Annotated in this window: 19 protein-coding genes and 2 pseudogenes; 11 read left to right on the top strand and 10 right to left on the bottom strand. The window is 68.8% G+C overall.

Annotation, left to right across the window (positions count from 1 at the left end; all coding sequences use genetic code 11):
* Positions 1-133 precede the first annotated feature (133 nt).
* Complete coding sequence (locus WS78_RS00375) at positions 134-2,404, bottom strand: NADP-dependent malic enzyme (protein ID WP_038746725.1); 2,271 nt, start codon at positions 2,402-2,404, stop codon at positions 134-136.
* Positions 2,405-2,925: 521 nt separating this feature from the next.
* Between WS78_RS00375 and WS78_RS00365 the strand changes: the two genes are divergently transcribed.
* The 7 genes from WS78_RS00365 (at position 2,926) to WS78_RS00335 (ending at position 10,470) form a co-directional block, all read left to right on the top strand.
* A complete protein-coding gene (locus WS78_RS00365; RefSeq protein WP_038746723.1) occupies positions 2,926-3,612 on the top strand; it encodes an orotate phosphoribosyltransferase in 687 nt (228 codons plus the stop codon).
* A 324-nt stretch (positions 3,613-3,936) separates the two neighbouring features.
* On the top strand, positions 3,937-4,533 hold the full coding sequence (locus tag WS78_RS00360) for a YbhB/YbcL family Raf kinase inhibitor-like protein (RefSeq protein ID WP_038746721.1): 597 nt from the start codon (positions 3,937-3,939) through the stop codon (positions 4,531-4,533).
* A gap of 193 nt (positions 4,534-4,726) precedes the next feature.
* On the top strand, positions 4,727-5,296 hold the full coding sequence (locus tag WS78_RS00355; RefSeq protein ID WP_038746719.1) for a flavodoxin family protein: 570 nt from the start codon (positions 4,727-4,729) through the stop codon (positions 5,294-5,296).
* Between the two features lie 147 nt (positions 5,297-5,443).
* The gene (gene argC / locus WS78_RS00350) at positions 5,444-6,388 is read left to right on the top strand and encodes an N-acetyl-gamma-glutamyl-phosphate reductase (protein WP_038746717.1); all 945 of its coding nucleotides are present in this window, start codon (positions 5,444-5,446) and stop codon (positions 6,386-6,388) included.
* A gap of 475 nt (positions 6,389-6,863) precedes the next feature.
* Complete coding sequence (locus tag WS78_RS00345) at positions 6,864-8,237, top strand: DUF2957 domain-containing protein (RefSeq protein ID WP_038746716.1); 1,374 nt, start codon at positions 6,864-6,866, stop codon at positions 8,235-8,237.
* A gap of 126 nt (positions 8,238-8,363) precedes the next feature.
* Positions 8,364-9,620: a DUF2957 domain-containing protein gene (locus WS78_RS00340; protein WP_038746713.1), complete on the top strand. Its 1,257-nt coding sequence runs from the start codon at positions 8,364-8,366 to the stop codon at positions 9,618-9,620.
* A gap of 19 nt (positions 9,621-9,639) precedes the next feature.
* On the top strand, positions 9,640-10,470 hold the full coding sequence (locus WS78_RS00335) for an OmpW/AlkL family protein (protein ID WP_038746709.1): 831 nt from the start codon (positions 9,640-9,642) through the stop codon (positions 10,468-10,470).
* 218 nt (positions 10,471-10,688) lie between these two features.
* Here the strand turns inward: WS78_RS00335 and WS78_RS00330 are convergent.
* Positions 10,689-11,165 (bottom strand): annotated as a pseudogene (locus WS78_RS00330) (LysR substrate-binding domain-containing protein); the annotation flags it as partial.
* Here WS78_RS00330 and WS78_RS35450 point away from each other — a divergent pair.
* A pseudogene (locus tag WS78_RS35450) lies at positions 11,156-11,581 on the top strand (MFS transporter); the annotation flags it as partial. The pseudogenes WS78_RS00330 and WS78_RS35450 overlap by 10 nt on opposite strands.
* A gap of 309 nt (positions 11,582-11,890) precedes the next feature.
* Here WS78_RS35450 and WS78_RS00320 read toward each other — a convergent pair.
* Both WS78_RS00320 and WS78_RS00315 read right to left on the bottom strand, forming a co-directional pair.
* Positions 11,891-12,541 (bottom strand): LysE family translocator, encoded by a 651-nt coding sequence (locus tag WS78_RS00320; RefSeq protein WP_038746706.1) that lies wholly within the window; start codon positions 12,539-12,541, stop codon positions 11,891-11,893.
* A 135-nt stretch (positions 12,542-12,676) separates the two neighbouring features.
* Positions 12,677-13,546 (bottom strand): NAD(P)-dependent oxidoreductase, encoded by an 870-nt coding sequence (locus tag WS78_RS00315; protein WP_059582627.1) that lies wholly within the window; start codon positions 13,544-13,546, stop codon positions 12,677-12,679.
* Positions 13,547-13,684: 138 nt separating this feature from the next.
* On the opposite strand from WS78_RS00315, the gene WS78_RS00305 reads away from it, so the two are divergent.
* The gene (locus tag WS78_RS00305; protein WP_059582631.1) at positions 13,685-14,440 is read left to right on the top strand and encodes a Mut7-C RNAse domain-containing protein; all 756 of its coding nucleotides are present in this window, start codon (positions 13,685-13,687) and stop codon (positions 14,438-14,440) included.
* Between the two features lie 103 nt (positions 14,441-14,543).
* Here the strand turns inward: WS78_RS00305 and WS78_RS36900 are convergent, their stop codons facing one another.
* Positions 14,544-14,774: a hypothetical protein gene (locus WS78_RS36900; protein WP_038746698.1), complete on the bottom strand. Its 231-nt coding sequence runs from the start codon at positions 14,772-14,774 to the stop codon at positions 14,544-14,546.
* Positions 14,775-15,024: 250 nt separating this feature from the next.
* Here WS78_RS36900 and WS78_RS35445 point away from each other — a divergent pair, with 250 nt between their 5' ends.
* On the top strand, positions 15,025-15,315 hold the full coding sequence (locus WS78_RS35445) for a hypothetical protein (RefSeq protein WP_145986711.1): 291 nt from the start codon (positions 15,025-15,027) through the stop codon (positions 15,313-15,315).
* A 487-nt stretch (positions 15,316-15,802) separates the two neighbouring features.
* A complete protein-coding gene (locus WS78_RS00290) occupies positions 15,803-16,174 on the top strand; it encodes a hypothetical protein (RefSeq protein WP_038746692.1) in 372 nt (123 codons plus the stop codon).
* A gap of 232 nt (positions 16,175-16,406) precedes the next feature.
* Here WS78_RS00290 and WS78_RS00280 read toward each other — a convergent pair whose 3' ends face one another.
* The 5 genes from WS78_RS00280 to WS78_RS00260 all read right to left on the bottom strand — a co-directional run bounded on the left by WS78_RS00280 (position 16,407) and on the right by WS78_RS00260 (position 23,993).
* Positions 16,407-17,642, bottom strand: coding sequence for an MFS transporter (locus WS78_RS00280; protein WP_052145051.1), 1,236 nt, complete (start codon positions 17,640-17,642; stop codon positions 16,407-16,409).
* A 49-nt stretch (positions 17,643-17,691) separates the two neighbouring features.
* Positions 17,692-18,792, bottom strand: coding sequence for a 3-deoxy-7-phosphoheptulonate synthase (locus WS78_RS00275; protein WP_059582637.1), 1,101 nt, complete (start codon positions 18,790-18,792; stop codon positions 17,692-17,694).
* Positions 18,793-18,856: 64 nt separating this feature from the next.
* Complete coding sequence (locus WS78_RS00270; RefSeq protein ID WP_059582638.1) at positions 18,857-19,648, bottom strand: 2,3-dihydro-2,3-dihydroxybenzoate dehydrogenase; 792 nt, start codon at positions 19,646-19,648, stop codon at positions 18,857-18,859.
* A 4-nt stretch (positions 19,649-19,652) separates the two neighbouring features.
* Entirely contained in the window at positions 19,653-23,612 is a 3,960-nt protein-coding gene (locus WS78_RS00265) for a non-ribosomal peptide synthetase (protein WP_226377185.1), read from the bottom strand.
* Positions 23,613-23,672: 60 nt separating this feature from the next.
* Positions 23,673-23,993: a DUF2218 domain-containing protein gene (locus WS78_RS00260; RefSeq protein WP_052145050.1), complete on the bottom strand. Its 321-nt coding sequence runs from the start codon at positions 23,991-23,993 to the stop codon at positions 23,673-23,675.
* Positions 23,994-23,998 lie beyond the last annotated feature (5 nt).

Genomic DNA, 23,998 nt, shown 5'->3' with positions numbered 1-23,998 from the left:
CGGCCGCCCGACTGAACCGACCTCAAAGCTGGATGCACACCTTCCGAGGTGCGGTGCGGCCGGGCGGCCGCCTTCCTGTTCGTCTCGGCGCGCCGCAGGCCGTCACGGCTCGCGGCGCTCGCCTCCGCGCGCGTTACTTCACCTGCACGTTCGCCGCCGCGACGGCCGTCATGTTGATGATCCGGCGCACCGTCGCAGCCGGCGTCAGGATGTGCACGGGCTTCGCCGCGCCGAGCAGGAACGGGCCGACCGTCACGCCTTCGCCGCCCACCATCTTCAGCAGGTTGTACGCGATGTTCGCCGCCTCGACGTTCGGCATGATCAGGAGGTTCGCCTCGCCCGTGAGCGTCGTGCCGGGGAACGCGGCCTTGCGAACCACTTCGGACAGCGCCGCGTCGCCGTGCATTTCGCCGTCGACCTCAAGGTTCGGCGCGCGCTCGACAATCAGCTTGCGCGCGTCCGCCATTCGGCGCGACGACGCCGACGGCGCGCTGCCGAAGTTCGAGTTCGACAGCAGCGCCGCCTTCGGCGTGATGCCGAAACGCTCGATCTCGGCCGCCGCCTGGATCGTCATGTCGGCGAGCTGCTCCGCGCTCGGCTGCTCGTTCACGTAGGTATCGCACATGAACAGGTTGCGGCCCGGCAGCATCAGCAGGTTCATCGCCGCGAAGTGCTCGGCGCCCTTCGCGCGGCCGAGCACCTGCTCGATGAACTTCAGGTGGCTGTGGTACGTGTCGATCATCCCGCAGATCATGCCGTCCGCGTCGCCGAGGTGCACGAGGATCGCGCCGATCAGCGTGTTGAACTTGCGCAGCGCGGCCTTCGCGACTTCCGGCGTCACGCCGTCGCGCGCGCCCATCTCGTGGTACGCCTGCCAGCATTGCTGGTAGCGCGGATCGTCTTCCGGATTGACGATCTCGAAATCGGCTCCGCCCACGAGCTTCGAGCCGATCTTCTTCAGACGCATCTCGACGACGGACGGACGGCCGACGATGATCGGCTTCGCGATCTTCTCCTGCAGCACGAACTGCGCGGCGCGCAGCACGCGCTCGTCCTCGCCCTCGGCGAACACGATGCGCGCGGTCTTCGTCTTCGCGGTGGCGAACACGGGGCGCATCACCATGCCGGTGCGGTAGACGGTCGCGCCGAGTTGCTCGCGGTACGCGTCCATGTCGGCGATCGGGCGGGTGGCCACGCCCGAATCCATCGCGGCCTGCGCGACGGCGGGCGCGATCTTGATGATGAGGCGCGGATCGAACGGCTTCGGAATCAGGTATTCCGGGCCGAATTCGAGCGAATGGCCTTCATACGCCTTCGCGACTTCCTCGCTCTGATCGGTTTCCTGCGCGAGCTCGGCGATCGCGCGCACGCACGCGAGCTTCATCTCCTCGGTGATCGTCGTCGCGCCGACGTCGAGCGCGCCGCGGAAGATGAACGGGAAGCACAGGACGTTGTTGACCTGGTTCGGATAATCGGAGCGGCCCGTCGCGACGATCGCGTCCGGGCGCACCGCCTTCGCGTCTTCCGGGCGGATTTCCGGCTCCGGGTTCGCGAGCGCGAGGATGAGCGGCTTGTCCGCCATCGTCTTCACCATGTCCTGCTTCAGCACGCCCGCGCTCGAGCAGCCGAGGAACACGTCCGCATCGCGAATCGCGTCGGCGAGCGTGCGCGCGTCGGTCGTCACCGCGTAGCGCTGCTTCGACGGATCGAGATTGCCGCGGCCTTCGTAGATCACGCCTTTCGAGTCGCAAACGAGCACGTTCGACTTGGACAGGCCGAGCTTCACGAGCAGGTCGAGACACGCGATCGCCGCCGCGCCCGCACCCGAGCACACGAGCTTCACGCTCGACAGATCCTTGCCGACCACCTTCAGGCCGTTCAGGATCGCCGCCGACGCGATGATCGCGGTGCCGTGCTGATCGTCGTGGAAGACGGGAATCTTCATCCGCTCGCGCAGCTTCTGCTCGATGTAGAAGCACTCGGGCGCCTTGATGTCTTCGAGATTGATGCCGCCGAGCGTCGGCTCGAGCATCGCGATCGCATCGACGAGCTTGTCCGGATCGGACTCGGAGAGTTCGATGTCGAACACGTCGATGCCCGCGAATTTCTTGAACAGGCACCCCTTGCCCTCCATCACCGGCTTCGCGGCGAGCGGGCCGATGTTGCCGAGGCCGAGCACCGCGGTGCCGTTCGTCACGACGCCGACGAGGTTGCCGCGCGACGTGTACTTCTGCGCGTCGAGCGGGTCCGCGTGGATCGCCTCGCACGCGGCCGCGACGCCGGGCGAATATGCGAGCGACAGATCGAGCTGGTTCGACAGCGGCTTCGTGGGCGTGACCGAAATCTTGCCGGGTTTCGGATTCTGGTGATAAGCGAGAGCGCTTTGCTTCAGTTGTTCGTCCATGGTTGACCTGCGAGAGACATGCGAAATTTTGAAGACTCAGTACCGAGCACCGGGAGCCGCGGATGCGGAAATCGAGGGGATGGTCGACTGCGGCGTCCGTCGCGCGCCGGATCGGCGCGGCTTCGAACCTTGGCGGGTGGCAAGCGGGGAGTACAAAGCACCGAGCAAATACTTAGAGGGTCGCTTAGTGTACACCTCGCGCACGCGCGCCAGTTGCTGCGCCGCGCAAGGCCATCGTTTCGGCGTACTTCCTTTCAATGCCGCAAGGCGGCGGAGCATCCGCGCGCCGCAACGCCCGCCCCGCGCCCGGGACCGCCGTCCGGGCGCGGATAATCCGCCGCCGCCGGGCGTCTCGAAAAGGGCGCAAATCGGGTAAAATAGCGGGCTACGCGCGCAGCGAAGCGGCTCGACGCCGGCGGCCATCGCCCACGTCGGCCCGCAGCCCGGCCCTCACGGCAGGAATCACGCGAGCTGCGCCACCGGGCCCGCGCCCGCCCCTCGCTCATCACCAAGGAACGCCCATGACAGGCTTCGATCGTCAGACGATCTCCGACACGACCGCCAAAATGCTGCTCGAAGTGCAAGCGGTGCACTTCAACGCCGACAAGCCCTTCATCTTCACGTCCGGATGGGCGAGCCCGGTCTACATCGACTGCCGCAAGCTGATCTCGTTTCCGCGCGTGCGCCGCGGCCTGATGGAGATGGCCGAGGCGACGATCCTGCGCGACGTCGGCTTCGAGCAGATCGACGCGGTGGCGGGCGGCGAAACCGCCGGCATCCCGTTCGCCGCGTGGATCGCCGACCGGATGATGCTGCCGATGCAGTACGTGCGTAAAAAGCCGAAGGGTTTCGGCCGCAACGCGCAGATCGAGGGCTATCTGGAGGAAGGCTCGCGCGTGCTGCTCGTCGAGGACCTGACGACCGACAGCCGCAGCAAGATCAACTTCATCAACGCGCTGCGCACGGCGGGCGCGACGGTGAACCACTGCTTCGTGCTGTTCCACTACAACATCTTCAAGGAAAGCGTGTCGGTGCTGAAGGACATCGACGTCGACCTGCACGCGCTCGCGACCTGGTGGGACGTGCTGCGCGTCGCGAAGGCGTCGGGCTACTTCGAGACGAAGACGCTCGACGAAGTCGAGAAATTCCTGCACTCGCCGGCCGAATGGTCGGCCGCGCACGGCGGCGCGACGGGCGCGCAGGAGTAACGCGAGCCCGCATCGCCGGCGGCGGCCCGTCCGCCCGCGCCCGCGAAGATGCCGAAAAACGCCGGCCGTCGACGACGGCCGGCGTTTTTTATGCGCGCGCTCGCCGGTGGCGACGGCCGCCCTTCCTGCGCCGTCTCTTCGCGTTTCCCGCCGCCTGCGCCCGCCTGCACCCGCCGCGCCGGCCCGCTCACGCGAAGTTGACGCGACGACGTCCGCCATGCGTCCCCTAATGCTAGACTTGCCCTCATATTCGGGTTCGAGCATCACATCTCGACAACGATCAGCGCCGGGCCGCCCCGGCACCAGTGACGGGAGAAGGGCCATATGCGTGTGGGTCGCCGAGTCGTTCCGCCAGGTTCGCCCCGTCGTCTGCTCGCGCTCGCCTTCGCCTGCGCTTCCTTCTTCGGCATCCTCGGCGGCCCGCGTGCGCGCGCCGAAGACGCGTTCGTGCTCACGAGCGACGACCTGCGCCCCGGCGGCCGCGTCGGCGCGTCGCACGTCTTCAATCAGGGCGACTGCAAGGGCGGCAACCGCTCGCCGCAGCTCGCGTGGCGCAATCCGCCGCCCGGCACGAAGGGCTTCGCCGTCACGATGTTCGATCCCGACGCGCCCGGCCGCGGCTGGTGGCACTGGGCGGTCGCCGGCATCCCGGCGAGCGTCTCGAGCCTGCCCGCCGACGCGAGCGCGTCCGGCTTCCTGCGCAAGCTCGGCGCGACCGAGGCGCGCAACGATTTCGGCATCGACGGCTACGGCGGCCCATGTCCGCCGCCCGGCAAACCGCACCGCTACGTGATCACCGTCCACGCGCTGAAGGCCACCGACCTGCGCGTCGCGACGGGCCGCCCCGCTCAGATGTTCGACCACGAGATCGGCACCGAGTCGATCGGCTCCGCGCAGCTCGTCGTCACATACGGCCGCTAGTCTGCGGCGAAGCGCGGCGCGATTCGCGCCGTTCGCGAAATTCAGTCGTGCGCGACAGCGATCGTGCGAGATGCTTCGCACCGCTAGACTTTTTGCGCCGGCCGTCCGCGCGCGTCGCCGAGGTCGGCCATCGTCCGCCGCGCGGCCCGTCACGGGGCGCGCGGCTTCGTCGTCTCATCATGGAGAAACGGGAATGTCGAACATCGTCATCGTCTATCACAGCGGCTACGGCCACACGAAGAAGCTCGCCGAATCGGTGCTCGCGGGCGCGCAGGACGCGGGCGCGAACGCGCGGCTCGTCGCCGTCGGCGATCTCGACGACGCCGGCTGGGCCGCGCTCGACGCGGCCGACGCGATCGTCTTCGGCGCGCCGACCTACATGGGCGGCCCGTCGGCCGACTTCAAGAAATTCGCCGACGCGACGTCGAAAGCATGGTTCGGCCAGAAATGGAAGGACAAGATCGCGGCGGGCTTCACGAACTCCGCGTCGATGAACGGCGACAAGTTCTCGACGATTCAATACTTCGTCACGCTCGCGATGCAGCATGGGATGGTGTGGGTCGGCACGGGCCTGCTGCCCGCGAACACGAAGGCGTCGACGCGCAACGACATCAACTACGCGGGCGGCTTCACCGGCCTGCTCGCGCAATCGCCGTCCGACGCGTCGCCGGACGAGGCGCCCGCGAGCGGCGATCTCGACACCGCGAAGGCGTTCGGCGCGCGCGTCGCGGCGGCAACCGCCCGCTGGCTCGCCGGCAAGTGACGCGCGGCGATCCGCCAAGGGGCCGGATCGCAAGCGCGGCCCGGCCGGCTTTTTTCGGCCGGCCGGTTACGATGCCGCGCATCACGCCTTAAAATGGCGGTTTTCACGGCGGCAGCGCGCCGCCCGCCCCGATCCAGCGAGAGCGAGATGAGCACGAAAGTTTTTGTCGACGGCCAGGAAGGCACGACCGGCCTGAAGATCTTCGAATATCTGTCCGCGCGCGACGACATCGAAATCCTGCGCATCGACGAAGCGTTGCGCAAGGACGTCGACGAGCGCCGCCGCCTCATCAACGCATCGGACGTCACGTTCCTGTGCCTGCCCGACGTCGCGTCGCGCGAGTCGGCGGCGCTCGTCGAAAATCCGAACACGACGCTGATCGACGCGAGCACCGCGTTCCGCACGAGCGCCGACTGGGCGTACGGCCTGCCCGAGCTGAACCGCGCGCAGCGCGAGCGCATCCGCACCGCGAAGCGCATCGCGGTGCCGGGCTGCCACGCGTCGGCGTTCGTGCTCGCGATGCGCCCGCTCGTCGATGCGGGCGTCGTCGCGCCGGGCTTCGCCGCGCACAGCTACTCGATCACGGGCTACAGCGGCGGCGGCAAGAAGATGATCGCCGATTACGAAGCGGGCGGCGCGAAGCTCGCGGCCCCGCGTGCATACGCGCTCGGCCTCGCGCACAAGCACCTGCCGGAGATGGCCGCGCACACGGGCCTCGCGAGCGCGCCGATCTTCACGCCGATCGTCGGGCCGTTCTACAAGGGGCTCGCCGTCACCACGTACTTCACGCCGAGCCAGCTCGCCAAGCGCGTGACGCCGCAGGACGTGCAGCGCGTGCTCGCCGAGCATTACGCGGGCGAGGCGTTCGTGCGCGTCGCGCCGTACGACGCGGCCGAAAATCTCGACGACGGCTTCTTCGACGTGCAGGCGAACAACGGCACGAACCGCGTCGACCTCTTCGTGTTCGGCACGGCGGAGCGCTTCGTCACGCTCGCACGGCTCGACAACCTCGGCAAGGGCGCGTCGGGCGCCGCGATCCAGTGCATGAACCTCAACGTCGGCGCAGCCGAGGACACGGGACTCGAGCGCTGAACGGCGCAAAGCTTGCAACACGAGAAAAGCCGGCCCGAGTGGCCGGCTTTTTCATTGCATCGAATGGAAACCGAAAGTTCTTTAAATAATGTCGCGGCGCTCACAGATATTTACAAACTTTCATTCCCACTCGAAAATAAATCTCGAAAACTTCAAAACGTCATGATTATCCCGGATAGGGATTCACCCGATGCGCGTGCTTTAAACGGTTGATCCAACGCCGTATCCCGCGAACAAAACCCTGTAAAAACAAGGGACACCGCATCCGCCGCAACCAATTTCAAACGCTAATCTCGTTTTAATTCCCCCTCCCCAGCCCGTTGTTTCGGCATCCCGAATACGGTGAATTGTTTAAATCGTGTTGGTTAGACGGTTCCGTCGATTGACAGCTGAAAACGACACGGCCAAATTAGCCCACACAATTAAACACATTGGAGACAGAGGCATGTCGGACGCCTTTTCGAAAGGGGTGGCAATGGCCATAGCCGTCGCCCCTTTGTTTGCCGCTTGTAGTGGAGGGGGCGGCGGCACCCCTGCCCCCATCGCCGTTCCGCAATGCTCGGGCGCAAGCTGCGGCGCCCAAGGCGCGCCCGGTTCGGCGGCCGGCAACACGTCGCTCTGCCCCGCCACCGCGGACATCGCCGGCAGCACGTATCTCGGCGGCGCTGGCAGCGGCGAGATCGTGAGCCTGAACATCAACGCGACCACGATGACGTACACGCTCAAGTGGCTCGAATCCCCGATTCCGCTCGCGACCGGCACCGTCACGCCCACTCGCGCCGGCACGACGATCACGGGCAGCGTCGCGCATCCGCCCGCGGGCACGCTGCCGACCGCCGAGCAGACGCGCTGCGCGTTCGTGCTGCTGCCGGGCAGCGGCACCTCCCCCGCGACGAACTCGACCTACTCCACCGCAGCCGACTTCAACCAGGCGAACCCGCCAATGATCCTCGTCGGCTTCGGCGTCGCGGGCGGCGGCATCCCGGGCGCGACGGTCCAGTACAGCGGCCTCACGATCATCCCGGGCGTGCTGCAGAACATCGGCCAGGTGCCGCAGCGTCACTTCGATTTCTATCCGTTCCTCGCCTTCTCGAACACGACGACCGACGTGACGAAGCTCGCGGGCACGTACAACGCGCTGCTGTACCACTCGGTGCCGTCGAGCAACTACGCGACGAAGGGCGTCAACGCGAACGAGACGTTCGATTCGAACGGCGCGTGCACGTCGACGAGCGCGTCGGGCTGCATGACGACGGGCAACCCGTGGGCGTCGAGCGGCAGCGGCTACTTCAACAGCACGCAGGCGCCGCAGATCCTGCCGCAGACGCAGCTGCCGCTCATCGGCGCGACGGGCAAGTCGGCGGTCGCGCACATGGTGCTCGGCCAGCTGAACGGCGCGACCGTGCCCGTCGTCGTGCGCACGGGCAACGTGAACCTCGGCACGCCGCCGCTGCACACCGACGCGCAAGTCGACGACGAATCGGGCATCGCGGTGCTCGGGCCGGCGACGGCGCTCGCGCTCGGCAGCGTCGACGGCGGCTACGCGGGCGCGGACTCGAACTTCAAGTACACGGCGACGGTGGTCAAGGGGACGACGGGCACGTTCGTCAATCCGAGCACGCAGCAGGCGGAAACCGGCTTCAACCTCGACTACGGCCAGTCGACGCCGGGCCTGCTCGGCGCGACGACGACCGACACGTCGGCGTCGGGCTTCGTGATCGCGAACGGCGGGCTGTTCGCGACGCTGATCCAGGGCACCGTCAACGGCGGGATCACGCAGAGCTCGGCGATCGCCGGCCAGACGCCGTCCGCGCCTTACTTCGGCGTCGGCGCGCAAGTCAGCAAGTAACGAGACCCGCACGCGCGGCCCGGCGACACGCATCGCGCCGGGCCGCGCCGCAGCGGGCGATATCGAGAGCGGCCGCAAGGGAGCCGGCCGCCGGATAAAGACAATTCTGGAGTTTGGAGGAGCAACATGAAGCAGCGGAATCTGATCCTGGCGATGGCATGCGCCGCGCCCTTCATCTCGGCGTGCAGCGGCGGTGGCGGCGGCAGCGATTCGCAGCCGCTCGTCGAAACCGCGCTGTGCCCGTCGACGGTCGACTACGGCACGGTCTACACGGGCGGCGGCGGCGACGGCGAACTCGTCAAACTGCAGATCGACACGACGAAGATGACCTGGCAGATCACCTTCGTCGCGTCGCCGATTCCGCAAACGACGGGCACCGCGGCGCCGTCGCGCGCGGGCACGACCCAAAGCGGCACGCTCACGCAGGAAACCTTGCTGCCGACGCAAAAGCTCAACAACTGCTCGTTCCGTCTGAACGGCGCGAGCCTCGATCCGAACCGGCCGGCGCGCATCTTCCTCGGCATGGGCATCGTCGGCGGCACGATTCCCGGCGCGGAGCTTCAGTACGGCGGCCTGCTCGGCCAGGGCGCGATTCCGGACACCAAGTTCCCGTACTATCCGTTCATCGCGTTCTCGTCGCTCGAAACGAACATCGCCAACATCGCCGGCACGTACAGCGAGCTCGGCTACGGCCAGGTGGCCTCGCAAAGCTTCGCGCCCGCGACGATCGACGCGAAGGTGACGATCAACCCCGACGGCACCTGGACCCGCTGCGATTCGACGGGCATCTATGCGGGCACCTGCCGCCAGCCCGGCACGAACCTCGCGCAATCGTCGAACGGCACCGGCGCGTTCGAAACGGACCACTTCCAGAGCCAGTTGAAGCCGACGCTCGCGACGGTGCCGCAAGCGAAGGGCTTCCTCATCGTCGGCAAGGTGAACAAGCAGCTCGTGCCGGTGTTGATCCGCACGGGCGTCGCGAACCCGAACCCGACGCCCGATGCGAACGGCGTGCCGGGCCTCACCGCCGACGACGAATCGAGCATCTCGCTCCTCGCGCCGCAGACGGCGATCAACGTCGGTTTCGTCAACGGCGAATACATCGGCGTCGACAGCCAGTTCGACTACCGCTCGACGGTGCTCGTCGACAAGCAGGCGACGATTCTCGATCCGTTCAATGCGTCGCAGGCGTCGCTCGCCACCGCGCTCAATCTCGACTACACGCAGACGGTGCCGGGCACGATCACGTCGTCGCACGTAGGCGCGAGCAGCTCGGCGCCGACCGGCAAGTTCATCTTCACGGGCGCGGGCGGGGCATTCGGCTTCCTCGACATGTCCAACTCGTCGTCGCCGTACTTCACGGTCGGCGCGTTCGTGCAATAAGCGGCGCTCGGGAGGCCTTATGAAAAAAGCACTGTGCGCGGCGCTCGGCGCCGCCGCGCTGACGCCGCTCGCCGCTCACGCGCAAAGCGCGGGCAGCAATGTCGTCACGCTCGGCTGGTTCCATGTGATGCCGCAGCAAAGCACGACCCCGCTCACGACGAGCGTCGCGCCGACGCCGATCAACACGCCGCTCGGGCTGACGGGGTCGTTCACGTCGCCGGGCACCGGCACGCGCACGAGCGGCGCGGACACGGTCGGCCTGACGACGAGCCACTTCCTCACGGACAACATCGCGGTCACGACGGTGGCGGGCGTGCCGCCCGTCTTCAAGATCACGGGGCAAGGCACGATCCGCCCGCCCGGCCCGGCGGGCGCGCTCGCGTCGCAGAACCTCGGCGATCCGCAGATCAACCCGATCGTCAAGAGCGTGCGCCAGTGGAGCCCGGCCGTACTGTTCCAGTACTACTTCCTGCAGGCGACGTCGAAGGTGCGGCCCTTCGTCGGCATCGGCGTGTCGTACAACTGGTTCAGCGACCTTCAGTTGAACCGCAACTTCGTGAAGTCGACGCAGGACAATCTCGGCGCGGTGCTCGCCGCGGGCGCAGGCAAGCCGGGGCCGACGCAGGTGTCGGCGAAGGCGTCGTCGTCATGGCAGCCGGTGTTCAACGCGGGCATCACGTACAACTTCACCGACCACTGGGGCCTGCTCGCGTCGGTCACGTACATTCCGCTGAAGACGACGTCGACCGTGACGATCAAGGCCGCCGACGGCACGGTGCTGGCGGAATCGAAAAACGAGCTGAAGGCGGACCCGATCGTCAGCTTCGTCGCCGTGACCTACAAGTTCTGAGTCGGGGGGGCCGCCCGCGCGGACGCGGCCTCGGGTTCGCGCGGGCAACACGCAAACAACACGCGGGTAAAAAGCGGGCAAAAAAAAGCCCGCCTGAAGAGGCGGGCTGAATCCATATCAGAGGAGACATGGAGGAGACGGTTCGAACTATACCCGTTTGTTTGACGCAATGCAACATTTCCATCCAGAAAATACGGATTTTCCCTTGAATGCCGGTTCTAATTTGCCGGCATTGTCGCTTCGCCGCCCCATCGCCTGCTTCTTTCCTCCTCCAGCACCGCGCCGAGCCGCTCGCGCAGCAGCTCGACCGGCCGCATCAGCCGCCCCGGCAGCACGCCGCGCACGAGCCACACGTTGACTCCCGGCTCGACGTCCTCCGTTTCGACGACCCGCAGCGCGCCGCGATGCGGGCTGCGCGCGAGCGCCGCCGCCGACGCGACGCCGAGCGCCGCGCCGCGCGCGACGAGCGACAGTTGCAGGTCCGAGCCGAACGCCTCGACCGCGACGTCGAACGGCAGCCCCGCCGCGCTGAACGCGCGGCTCAGCGCCGAGCGCATTCCGCAGCCGTCCTGGCTCGGCACCCATGGGTAGCGCGCGAGCGCGTCGAGCGGCAGCGGCCCCGGCGGTAGCGCGAAATCGCGCGCGACGACAAGCGCCGTCGGCTGCACGCCGAGCAGCGTCGACACGAGCCGATCTCGGGCTGCACGGCATCGCGATGTTCGCGTTCGCGGGCGCGACGGGCGCGATCGTCACGCCGTTCGCGGGCCTGGCCGGCGACCGCGGCTGGGAGCGCGGCGCATTGCGCGGCGCGCATGCGGCAATGCTCGCCGCGGGGATGGTGCTCGGCATGGCGGGCGCGGGCTGGGGCGGCTTCGACGCGGCCGCGCATCCGACGCTTGCGCTCGCGCTGCTCGTCGCCGGCGCGGCGGCGCTCGATGCAGGCGTCGTCGCCGACCAAACGCTCGGCCGCCGCGCGGTCAACCTGCTGAATCCCGCCACGCACGGGCGGCTCAACGGCCTGTTCGTCGGCTTGTTCGTGGGCTTGTTCTTCGTCGGCGGATCGCTCGGCGCGCTGCTTGCGGGCGCGGCATGGGCGTGGGCCGGCTGGGGCGCGGTGGGCGCGGTGGGCGCGGTGGGCGCGGTGGGCGCGGTGGGCGCAGTGGGCGCAGTGGGCGCAGTGGGCGCAGTGGGCGCAGTGTGCGCAGTGTGCGCAGTGTGCGCGGTGTGCGCGGTGTGCGCGGTGGGCCTCGCGTTCGCGGGCGCCGCGTTCGCGTTCGCGTTCGCGCTCGACTGGATCGGCGCGCGCGGGCAGGCGGCGCGCTGAAACGACAACGCTCCGCGTCGTCGCCGATGCGGAGCGTTTCGTTCTTTCATGCGGCGCGTGAGCGGCGCGCCGTGTTTCGCCGGTGTATGCGCCCGCTCAGTGCCGCACGAGCGCCATCATCGCGCCGAAGCCGACGAACAGGCCGCCCGTCAGCCGGTTGAACGCCTTTGCGACGTTCGCGCTGCGCAGCGTCACGCCGATCCGCGTGCCGAACGACGCATAGACGAGATACCAGCTCACCTCGATCACCGCGAACGTCGCGACGAGGATGCCGAACTGCGGCAGCGTCGGTGCGGACGCGTCGATGAACTGAGGCAGCAGCGCGGCGGCGAACAGGATCGCCTTCGGATTGCTGCCCGCGACGAGAAAGCCGTTGCGAAACAGCGCCCAGCGCGACGCGGGGGCGGCCGTGCGGCCCGAGGGCGGCGCGGCGTCGGCGACATCCGCCGCCGATTCCGCGTCGACGCGCGCGCGCCACGCCTTCACGCCGAGATAGATCAGATACGCGGCGCCCGCGAAGCGCAGCGCATCGAACATCGCGGGCCAAGCCTCGAGGAACACACCGAGCCCCGCGGCGGACACCGACAGCATCGCGACGAGCGCCGTCATGCAGCCCGCCATCGTCGCCGTTGAACGCCGCAGCCCGTGACGCGCGCCGTGCGTCATCACGAGCAGCATGTTCGGACCGGGAATCGCCGACACGACGAACACCGTCGCGACGAACAGCCACCACGTATGCAGATTCATTGCCGCCCCACTTTCGAAACTGAAATGGAAACGTTGATTATGCCGGGGATCGTGCGAAGTTGCCTGCCGCCGGGCGATCGTCCGATGGCAGGCGGCAGGCGGCAGCGCGCGGTGCGCCCGGCGCTCGCGGGCGCGTCACTGCCCCGCCCGGCGCGCCGCGACCTGCCCGAGCACCGCAAAATCCTTGTCGCCGTCGCCGTGCGCGATCGCTTCGATCAGGCTGTCGCGCACCACGCTCGCGATGGGCAGCGGCACCGACTGCGCATCGCCCGCCTCGAGCGCGAGCCGCACGTCCTTCAGGCCGAGCCGCGCCTTGAAGAGCGCCGGCTCGTAGCGCGCCTCGGCGATCATCGCGCCGTAGCCCTGATAGACCGGGCCGGGGAACACGCTGTTGGTGATCACGTCGAGATAGTCGTTCATCGCGACGCCGTGCGCGGCGAGCAGCGCCGCCGCCTCGCCCATCGTCTCGATCGCCGACGCAAGCGCGAAGTTCGCCGCGATCTTCACCACGTTCGCGTGTTGCGGTAGCGAGCCGAGCCGCCAGGTCTTCTGCCCGATCGCGTCGAACGCGGGCTGCATCCGGTCGATCGCCTCCGCGGGCCCGGCCGCGATGATCGTGAGCCGCGCGGCGGCGGCAACGTGCGGGCGCCCCATCACGGGCGCCGCGACGTAGTGAATCCCGCGCTCCGCGTGTGCGTGCGCGAGCTGCTCGGCGAGCGCGACCGAGATCGTCGCCATGTTCACGTGAATGAGGCCGCGCGGCGCATGCTCGAGGAGCGCCGCGTCGAACACGCCGCGCGCGGCCGCGTCGTCGGCGAGCATCGAGAACACCGCGTCGCCCGCGAACGCCTCGGCGAGCGTCGCGACGTGCTGCGCGCCCAGCGCGACGAGCGGCGCGACGCGTTCGGCCGAGCGGTTCCACACCCGCACGCGATGCCCCGCCTTCAGCAGATTGCCCGCAATGGCGCTGCCCATCTCGCCCACGCCGATAAAGCCGATGTCCATGTCGCGCTCCTTGTATTCGTCATATCCGTCGAAACCACGAGTAAAGCACAGGCGCGCGACATTTGCCGTCTCGCGTCTCGCGTCTCGCGGCACGCGGCGCGATGTGCGGGAAGCGCGCGGCGGTGCGATACTGGCCCAATGGTCACCGTGACTTTCCGCTTCTACGAGGAGCTGAACGATTTCCTCGCGCGGCCGCTGCGCCGCCGCGAATTCGAGCACGCCTGCATGCGCGGCGCGAGCGTCAAGCATGTGATCGAGGCGCTCGGCGTCCCGCACACCGAAGTCGAGCTGATTCTCGTGAACGGCGAATCGTCGCTGTTCAGCCGCATGCTCGAGCACGGCGACCGCGTCGCCGTCTACCCGACCTTCGAGACGATCGACATCCGCCCGCTCCTGCGCGTGCGCGCCGCGCCGCTGCGCATCACACGCTTCATCGCGGACGCGCATCTCGGCGGGCTCGCGCAATTGCTGCGGCTCGCGGGCTTCGACACGCTGTACGACAACCACTACCCGGACGAACTGATCGAGGCGATCGCCGCGCGCGACGCGCGGATCGTGCTCACGCGCGATCGCGAGCTGCTCAAGCGCCGCACGATCACGCACGGCTGCTACGTGCGCGCGCTCAAGCCGCAGGCGCAATTGCGCGAACTGTTCGACCGGCTCGATCTCGCGGGCAGCGCGCAGCCGTTCCGGCTGTGCCTGTCGTGCAACGCGCCGCTGCGGCGCATCGCGCCCGCCGAAGCCGAAGGCCGCGCGCCGCAAGGCGTGCTTCAGCGCCACACGCGCTTCGTCACCTGCGACGTCTGCCGCCGCGTGTTCTGGGAAGGCTCGCACTGGCAACGCATGCGCACGCTGATCGATCACGTGTCGCAGCCGAAGCCGCCGCACGCCTGATGCGCGCATGAAGCGCGCACGAAAAACAAACCCCGCGTTCGCGAGAACGCGGGGTTCGTCGTGACACGCCGACGGCGGCGCATGCGCCGCCCCGGGCAAGCGCTTACTGCTGCGCGCCCTTGTCGTTCGTGCCGGCTGCCGACGCGGCGTCCGCCTTCGCCTTGGCCTTCGCCGAGCCGTGCTTCTTCAGCTCGTGCTTCGGCTTGCTCTTGTCGTGCTTGACGGCGGAAGCCGCCGCCGGCGCCGAAGCTGCCGGTGCCGACGCTTGTGCGAACACGGAAGCCGAAGCGAATGCGATAGCGGCGGTTGCCACCGAAGCGATGATCTTCTTCATTGTTTTTCCTTGAATATCCAAACGGAAATATCCGGTTAATCACGATGCGTTGGAGCGCATCCGGCGCCGGTATCAGTCGAGATTCACGACGCACACCTTACGAAACGAAAGGTTTCCGTCAGCGTGAACGCTCGTGCGCCGGTTGTATAACGCAGCGAATGCACGCCGCGTTGACACACCGCGCATGTTTTCGCGCCGATGCGAATCCGGCCCGAAGGATCGAATAGATAGCACGATCGTCGAGAAATGCGTGGATCTCGATCAAATGCGGCGCGCCGGGATTTCTCGCGACATGCGAATCTCGCGATTCAATCGGTTCGATCAAGTTCCGGACGAATTCGACTCGATTCGACGAGTGGAGGCATTGCGTTGCATCGCGGCGCATTCGGCAGGCGAGCGAGCCGCATCGCGGACGGCGCGCGCATGGCATTGCGTCGAATGGCGGGCGGCGGGCGAGCGCAGTGCGGTACGTGCGATGCAATGCGGCAGAGCGCCGCGCAATCGACGAACATCGCGACGCGGCGCGATCGCTCGAAAATGATTCGCGTCGACAGGCAAATGCGCGGCGATCGCGTGACGTGAATCGCTGCGCGCTTTGCGATTCGTTCGGCGCGCGGATCGGACACGCACGCGCGCTCGGACAAACGAATCGGTCGTCACCGAATATCGCGCAGCGCCATCCCGCGCTCGCGCATCGGCGCGCTCGCAATCAGCGCGCTCGAAATCGGCCCGAACGCGCGCGCCGGCGGGCCGCCGCGCAACGCGGCTGCGTTCGCTCGACGTTCGATTCGCATTCGATGCATGCGGCCACGAGCACGCCGCCGCGAACGCTCGAACCGGCACGAGACGTTCGACCGAAAACAATTTTTAACACAATCGATGCGCCTGCCTTGTTAGGCTCGCCACACGATCGGATTTTCCTCAATCTCTTCGGCGCGCCGCCGCTCGCGCGATGTCGCGCATCGGACCGACGCGAAACGCATAGAATCCGGACGCGTTCTTGCCGAATGACTCACCTTGGATCGCCCATGAAATCGACTCAGATTCTCGCCAGTTGCGCGCTCGTCGGCGCCGTGGCGGCGCTCGCCGGTTGCGCCGGCTCGCCCGCGAACGGCCCGCAAGCCGAATCGCCGAGCGGCCGGATCATCTACGTCGCGTCGCCGCGCAGCCCGCGCGACGTCGAGCGCTGCCTGACGAGCCGCGTGCCGCAGGCGCGCGTCGCGCAGCAGAACCCGACCACCGTTCTGATCGGTCCGTACTCGGCCGATGCCGATTGGACCGTCACGCTCTCGCCGACCGCGTCGGCCGGCACGAACATCGGCGTCTATCGCCCGCGCAGCGGCGACGGCGATCCGGAAGAGTCCGAATTGCGCTTCCATATCGCGCGCTGCGCGGTCTGACGCGCGGCGCGCAACGCGTCTTTCGCGTCTTTCGCGTCTTTCGCGTCTTTCGCGTCTTTCGCGTCTTTCGCGTCTTTCGCGTCTTTCGCGTCTTTCGCGTCTTTCGCGTCTTGCGCGTCTTGCGCGTCTTGCGCGTCTTGCGCGTCTTGCGCGTCTTGCGCGTAAGCGCATCATGAATCATCGATCGCGCGCCGCCGCAGCCTCGCACCGCGCGATCCACGTCCTCACCGCTTCATCGCTTCGCAGCCGCGCGCCGCCACGTCGCGCAGAACACGAGCAGCAGCAGCACGCCGATCAGCGCGAACGGCGCCTGCGGGCGCCAGTCGTACAGCGCCGTGCCGACGAGCGGCGCGACGATCATGCTGAGCCCCTGCGCGGCCGACATCGTGCCCGCGCACGCGCCCTGTTCGCGCGCGTCGACGGCCGCGCTCGCGAGCGCGGAGACCGCCGGAAACGACGCCCCCATCCCGAACGCCGCAACGAGATACCCCGCGCAGACGACCATCGGCTGCGCAGGCTCGACGAGCAGCACCGACGCGAATCCCGCCGCGCTCGCGAGCGCGCCCCAGCGCAGCCATTGCAGCGGCGCGACGCGCGGCAGCCGTGCGACCGCCGATTGCATCGCGATCAGGCCGAGCCCCGCGCAGCCGAGCGCATAGCCGACGACGACGGCCGCGCGCTGCGCATCGACGCGCAACTGATCGATCACGTAAAACCCGAGCGCGCTGTTCGCGATCGCGATGACGCTGTACAGCGCCATCGCGCTGAGCCACGGCATCCGGATTCGCGCGTCGGTCATCCTGAGCCGCGGCGGCGCACCGCGCACCTCGCGCGGACGTGCGTCGTCGAGGCGGCCCAGCCCCGGCAAGCCCATGAGCGGCAACAGCGCGAACACGGCGAGCATCGCGGCAAGATCGAAACGTCCGATCCAGCCGGCGAGCGGCGGCGCGATCACCATGCCGATCGCGCCCGCCGCGCCGAAGCGCGCCATCGTCGCGGCGCGCCGCTGCGGCGCGGTGCGGTCCGCGATCCACGCGGTCGCCGCGACGGGCAGCCCCGCGAAGCACCCGCCCATCGCCGCGCGCGCGACGAAGAGCGCGGCCAGGTTCAGCGCGAGCGCCGGCACCGCGTGCGCGCCGTCGCGCAACGCCCACCACACGTAGCACGCGAGCAGCAGATAAAACGCGACGAAGCCCGTGATCGCCGCGCGCATCACCGGCACGCGGCCGCGAACGTCGGCGGCGCGCCCCCAGCGGCGCGCGGTCGCGATCCAGACGACACCGACGACGGCGATCGCCGCGCCGATGTGCGACGCCTGCAGATGCAGCATCCGCGCGAGCGGCGCCGCGATCGCGACGAACGCGTAGTTGCCCGCCATCATCGTGAAGTTCGCGACAAGAAGCGGCATCAGCGGCAAGCCGGCGCGATCGGCGGCGGCGGCCGGAGTTTCAGCGGAAGTCGTGGACATGTGGCTCCTGTTGGTTCGATGAATGAATGCGCAACGCGCGCCGAATGCGTCAGCGGCGTGCGACGTGAGCGGCAAGACGCGCGCGCGCGGCGAGGAGCGCCGCTTCCGTCGCGTTCCAGCCGAGGCAGGGATCGGTGATCGAGCAGCCGTAGCGCAGCGCGTCGACGCCGTTGTCGAGCGACTGCCGGCCTTCCTCGAGAAAGCTCTCGAGCATCACGCCGCGAATCGAGCGGTTGCCCGCGCAGATCTGCTCGACGACGTCGTCGAGCACCGCAACCTGCCGCGCATGCCGCTTGTCGCAGTTCGCATGCGAGCAATCGACGACGACGTTCGTCGGCAGCCGGCTCACGCGCAACGCACGCTCGGCCGCCGCGACGCTCGCGGCGTCGTAGTTCGGCCCGTCGCGGCCGCCGCGCAGCACGAGGTGCGCATACGGATTGCCGTCGGTGTGCAGCACGACGGGATAACCTTCGTCGTGCATGCCGATGAACGCATGCGGCCGCATGCTGCTTTGCATCGCGTGAATCGCGATCTCGACGCCGCCGTCCGTGCCGTTCTTGAATCCGACCGGCATCAGCAGCCCCGACGCCATCTCGCGGTGCACCTGCGATTCGGTCGTGCGCGCGCCGATCGCGGCCCAGCTCACGAGGTCGCCGAGGTAGTGCGGCGTGACGAGATCGAGCGCCTCGATCGCGGCCGGCAGCCCGAGCGCGTTCACCTCGCACAGCAGCCGGCGCGCGGTCGCGAGCCCTTCGTCGATGCGGTGGCTGCCGTCGAGGCGCGGATCGTTGATGAGCCCTTTCCAGCCGACCGTCGTGCGCGGCTTCTCGAAGTACACGCGCATGACGACGCAAAACACGTCGCGCACCGCGTCCGCGAGACGCGCGAGACGCAGCGCGTAATCGAGCGCCGCCTGCGGATCGTGGATCGAGCACGGCCCGACGATCGCGAGCCAGCGCGGATCGCGCTGCTCGAGAATCGCCTGCACTTGCCGCCGGCCCGCGTCGACGGTCGTCTGGATCGTCGGCGAAAGCGGATAGCGGCGGCGCAGCGCGGCGGGCGTCGGCAGCCGCATGCCGACCCGCTGCCGCGCGACGCCCGCGAGCGATCCGGCCACGCCGCCGTTCGGGTACAGGGTGATGTTTTTCATAAGCGGATAGCCAGAGAAGTGAAGGAGCCGTCGCGCGCGTGTTCGCCGCGCGGCGCCTCGCGCATCACGCGCCGAGCGTCGCGCCGCCGTCGACGCACAGGCTGTGCAGCGTCACGTGGCGCGACGCGTTCGACAGCAGGAACAGCACGGCCGACGCGACATCGTCCGGATCGGCGATCCGGCGCAGCGGAATGCCCGTGCGATACGCGGGCAGCGAGCCGTCGATCACCGCGTCGACGCTGCGCTCGTCGGTCCAGAGCTGACGCTGCATCTGCGTATCGGTCGAGCCGGGCGCGACGACGTTGCAGCGAATCCCGTATTCGGCGAGCTCGAGCCCGAGGCATTTCGTGAACTGATGCGCGGCCGCCTTCGACGCCGCATAGGCCGCCATCCGCATGCGCGGCACGAGCGCCGCGTTCGAGCCGACCGTGACGATGCTGCCCGCGCGGCGCGGGATCATCCGCTGCGCGACCGAGCGCGACAGATGGAACACGCCGTGCGTGTTGACGGCGAAGCTGTGCGCCCAGTCGTCGTCGCCGAGCGTGCGGAAATCGGCAAGACGCAGGATGCCCGCGACGTTCGCGAGCATGCCGATGGGGCCGAGCGTCGCGTCGATGCGATCGACGGCCGCGCGCACCGCGTCGGCATTCGCAACGTCGACGTCGAACGGATGAATGCGTGCGCCGGCCGATTCCGCGTCGGACGCGAGTTGCGCGAGCGCGTCCGCGCGCACGTCGAGCGCCGCGACGACGATGCCGCGCGCGGCGAGCGCGCGGGCGACCGCCGCGCCGATTCCTTGCGCGGCGCCGCTCACGACGGCGACGCCCCCGGGAAATTCGGTGAAGGTGCTGCTCATCGGATCAAGCTCCTGAAAAATCGTCGAATTTGTGCGCGTTCGCGTGAAGGCGCTCGGCAAGCGCCGCGCCGATCTCGGCCATCGGCGCGGGATCGGACATCCCCTCGTGCGAGCACGCGAGCACGCGGCATGCGAGCGCGCCCGGCCGCAGATGCGCGCTCCACGCGGCGGGAGTCGGCACGTGCGCCGGATTGCGCGCGGCGCGAAACAGCAGCACGTCGCCGTCGTAGCGCGGCGTCTCGCTTGCGCGGAAGAGCCGCATCTGCCGCAACACCTGATCTGCATGCGCGTCGAGCCCAGGCGCGCCGAGCGCGGCGAACGCGCTGTTCGCGCGCAGCAGCCGCTGGCGCAGCACGTCGTGCGCGACGCCTTCGGTGTCGAAATCGCCGTTCACCGTGAGCAGGATCTGCAGTGCGTCGCGCAGCGTCGGCATCGGATGCGCGGCCCACGCGGACGCGGGATAGCTGTCCATCAGCGCGAGCAGGCCGACCGCGTGCCCGGTGCCGCGCAGCTTCGCGGCCACGCCGTGCGCGAGCGCGCCGCCCAGCGACCAGCCGAGCAGGTGATACGGCCCGTCGGGTTGCAGCGCGCGCACGCGGGCCGCGTAGCGCTCGATCAGCGCATCGAAGTCCTGCGCGCCGCGCGTCTCGTCGACCGACAATTGCAAGCCGTGCACGGTCACGTCCGGCAGATGGCGCGCGACGCGCAGATAACCCCATGCGAGGCCGTCGGCCGGGTGCAAGCAGATCAACGCCGGCGCGTCGGCCCGCCCTGCCTGGATCGCAAGCGAAGGCGCGAACGCATCATGAGCGGTTTGCGGGCGGTGGTAGGCGAGCGGCGCCGTCAGCGCCTGCGCGAGCGAACGCACGGTCGCGTGGCGGAACAGCATCGACACCGGCACGTCGCGGCGCAGCTCGATCGCGAGCTGCGCGGCCGCCTGGATCGCCTGCAGCGACTTGCCGCCCAGATCGAAGAAGTTCGACGCGCCCGTGAGCGACACGTCGCCGAGCACTTGCCGCCAGACCTGCATCACCTGCCGCTCCAGCTCGCTCGCGCCGGCATCGCCGCCGGCGGCATCCGCGCGGCGCGGCGCCGCACGCGCCAGCAGCGCCTTGCGATCGGTCTTGCCGTTCGGATTGCGCGGCAGCGCGTCGAGCACATGCCACCCATCGGGAATCGCCGGCGCGGGCAGCGATTGCGCGAGCAGCGCGCGCAATGCGTCCACGTCGCGTTCGCCGACGACGAACGCCGTCAGCGTGCAGACGCCCGCGCCGCGCGCGACAGGCACGACAGCCGCCTCGCGCACGTTCGGCATCCGAAGCAACAGGTTTTCGATTTCGAGCGGCTCGATGCGCAAGCCGCTGATCTTCACTTGATGGTCGACGCGGCCTGCGAAGCGCAACTGAGCGTCGCGCCATTGCGCGAGATCGCCCGTTCGATATGCTCGCTCGCCCGTATCCGGCAGCGCGACGAAACGCGCGGCGGTCAGCTCGGAATCGTTCAGATAGCCGAGCGCGAGCGCATCGCCGACGAGCACCAGCTCGCCGACGCGCCCCACCGCGACCGGATACAGCCGCGCGTCGACGATGCGCGCGTCGACGCCCGGACGCGGCAGGCCGATCGGCACGGCCTCGCCCGCGCGCCAGACCGCTCCCGGGCCGCCGACGCGCGCGGCCGTCGCGATGATCGTCGCCTCGGTCGGCCCGTACGTATTCAGCAGGATTTGCCGCGGCAGCAGCTCGCGCCAGCGCGCGATCCGCTCGGGCAGCGCGGCCTCGCCGCCGACGATCGTCAGCCGCACGCCGCCCAGCCGGCGCGCGGATTCGGCGTCGAGCGCGTGCGCGAGCACGTGCCAGTACGCGGTCGGCAAATCGAGCACGGTCACGCCGAGACGCTCGACCGCGGCGGCGAACGTCGCGACCGAATCAAGCATCGCGTCGTCGCGCAACACGAGCGTCGCGCCGCGACAGAGCGTGACGAAGATTTCTTCGAGGCTCGCGTCGAAATGCAGCGGCGCGAACTGCAGCACGCGATCGGCCGGGCCGACGCCGTACAGCGCGCGCGTGCTCGCGACGAACTGCGCGAGCGCGCGGCGGCCGACCAGCACGCCGTTCGGCTTGCCGGTCGAGCCGGACGTATAGAGCAGATAGGCCGGATGCCGCGGATCGGGTTCGACGCCCGATGCCGCGGCCGAATGCGCGATGCGCGCGGCGTCGGCGTCGGCGTCCGACGCCGCGGATGCTTCGCATGCGCCGGCTGCATCGGCTGCATCGATCTCGTCGAGATCGACCGCCGTCGCCGCACCTGCGTCTTGCCGCCATCGCGCATGCGTCAGCACGAGATCGGGCGCGGCGTCCGCGAGCACGCTCGCCGTGCGTCGCGCGGGGCCGTCGGGATCGATCGGAACGAACGCACCGCCGGTCTGCAACACCGCGAGCATCGACGCGATCGCATCCGGCGAGCGCGGCGCGAGTATCGCGATCCGGCTGCGCGCGTTCGCGCCGTGCCGCACGAGCGCGGCGGCGATCGCATCGACGCGCGCGAGCAGCATCCGGTAATCGATTCGCGCGTCGCCCGCTTCGATCGCAAGCTGGCTCGGCGCGCGCTCGACCGCTCGCCGCACGAGCGCGAGCACGTCGGCGACGGGCTCGGCGAGCGGCTCGCCGCGACAGATCGACGGCGGCGGCAAATCGTGCAGCAGCGGCATGAGCGGCGCATCGGGCTCGTGCGCGGCGAACGCGAAGAGCCAGGCGGAGAGGCTGTCGGCGAGCGCCGACATGCGCGCGTCGTCATACGCGTTCGGATTCGCTTCGAGCGTGACGCGCCATGCGCCGTCGCGCACGACGAGCGTCACGTTCAGATCCTTGACGGGACCGCCGCTGACCGCCTGCGTATCGCTCTTCAATCCGGCGAACGCGATCCGCCGCTCGAACGGCATCAGATTCACCGCCTGATTGAACAGGAACGTGTTGTGCTCGAGCAGCCCGAGATCGCCGCGAATCCAGCCATAGCGGTAGTACAGGTGCGGCCGGATCGCGCGCAGACGGCGAACGGCGTCGGCCGCGAGCGTGCGCGGCGTCGCATCCGCGCGCACGTGCACGCCGAACGGCACGATGTTCATCGCCATGCACGGCACGTTGAGCGCGGGCGTGCCGAGCCGGTTCATCACCGGCAGGCCGAAGGTCAAATCGCGCTGCCCGCTCTGCTTGCCGAGCCACACGCCGATCGCGGCCAGCATCCACGCGGTCCATTCGGCGCCCGCACGCTCGGCGGCCGCGCAAAGCGCGCGGACCTGCTCCGGCGCAAGCGTCAGCACGCGGCGCAGCGCCGTAGCGCCGACATCCCGCTTCGGCGCGATCTCGGCGGGCGCGGGCACATTGCGCAGATGTTCGATCCAGAATGTCTGGTCGCGCTCGAAGCCGCCTGTCTCTCGATTCGCCGCTTCGGCCGCGACGACGCGCTCGACGTTCCAATCGGGCAGCGCGGGCGGCGGCGCTCCCGCAACGCGCGCGTTGTAGCGCGCCGCGACCGCCTGCTCGATCAGGCTGAAGCCGAACCCGTCGATCGCGATGTGATGGATCTGCAGATACCACCAATGGCGCTGCGGCGACAGCCGAAGCAGCGCGGTGCGATACAGCGCGTCCGACGTCACGTCGCAGCACACGGACAGCGACGCCTGCATCCACGCGCGCGCGGCCGCCTCGGGGTCGTCGTGCGCGGCGAAATCGACGACGCGCAGTTGCGCGCGCTCGGGGCGACGGTGCTGCCACAGCGCGTCGTCGGCCCACTCGAAGCGCATGTGCAGCGTATCCGCGCGATCGAGCACGGCTTCGACGCTGGCGGCGAGCGCGTCGACGTCGAGCGCGCCGACGAGCTCGATCGTCTCGGCCGTCAGATAGCCGGGATCTTCCGGGTCGACCTGCTGCGCGACCCAAATGCCGTATTGCGCGGACGTCGCGCGCATCCGTTGACTCGTTTGCTGCATGGAGCGTTGTGCGGAAAGAGAAAAGGAACGCGGCGCGCGTCAGGCGCGCCGCCAGTCGACGGCCAGTTGCTTGTTGCGCGCCATCAACGCGAGATGCTCGTCCATCACGTACTGGATCTGTTCGAGCTTCTCGATCGAATCGGCCTCGCAGCGGATGCTGAGCACGTCGTCCGTGCGCAGCACGTGGCACTTGCCGTACGGAAAATCGATCGCCGCGCGATGTTCGTCGAACGCGACCGGAATCTTGATCGCGTAGTGCTTGCACATCTTGAACAGCACGCGATCGGCCTGCGGCACCGAGACTTCGGCGGTGCTGACGAGCAGCGCGTCCGACGGCGCGTTCGTATCGGGTTGTCGCATCGTCG

The organism is Burkholderia savannae, from assembly GCF_001524445.2.
Classification (GTDB): Bacteria; Pseudomonadota; Gammaproteobacteria; order Burkholderiales; family Burkholderiaceae; genus Burkholderia; species Burkholderia savannae.
The sequence above is the reverse complement of the archived record's forward strand: the minus strand, read 5'-3'. Positions and strand labels throughout refer to the sequence as shown.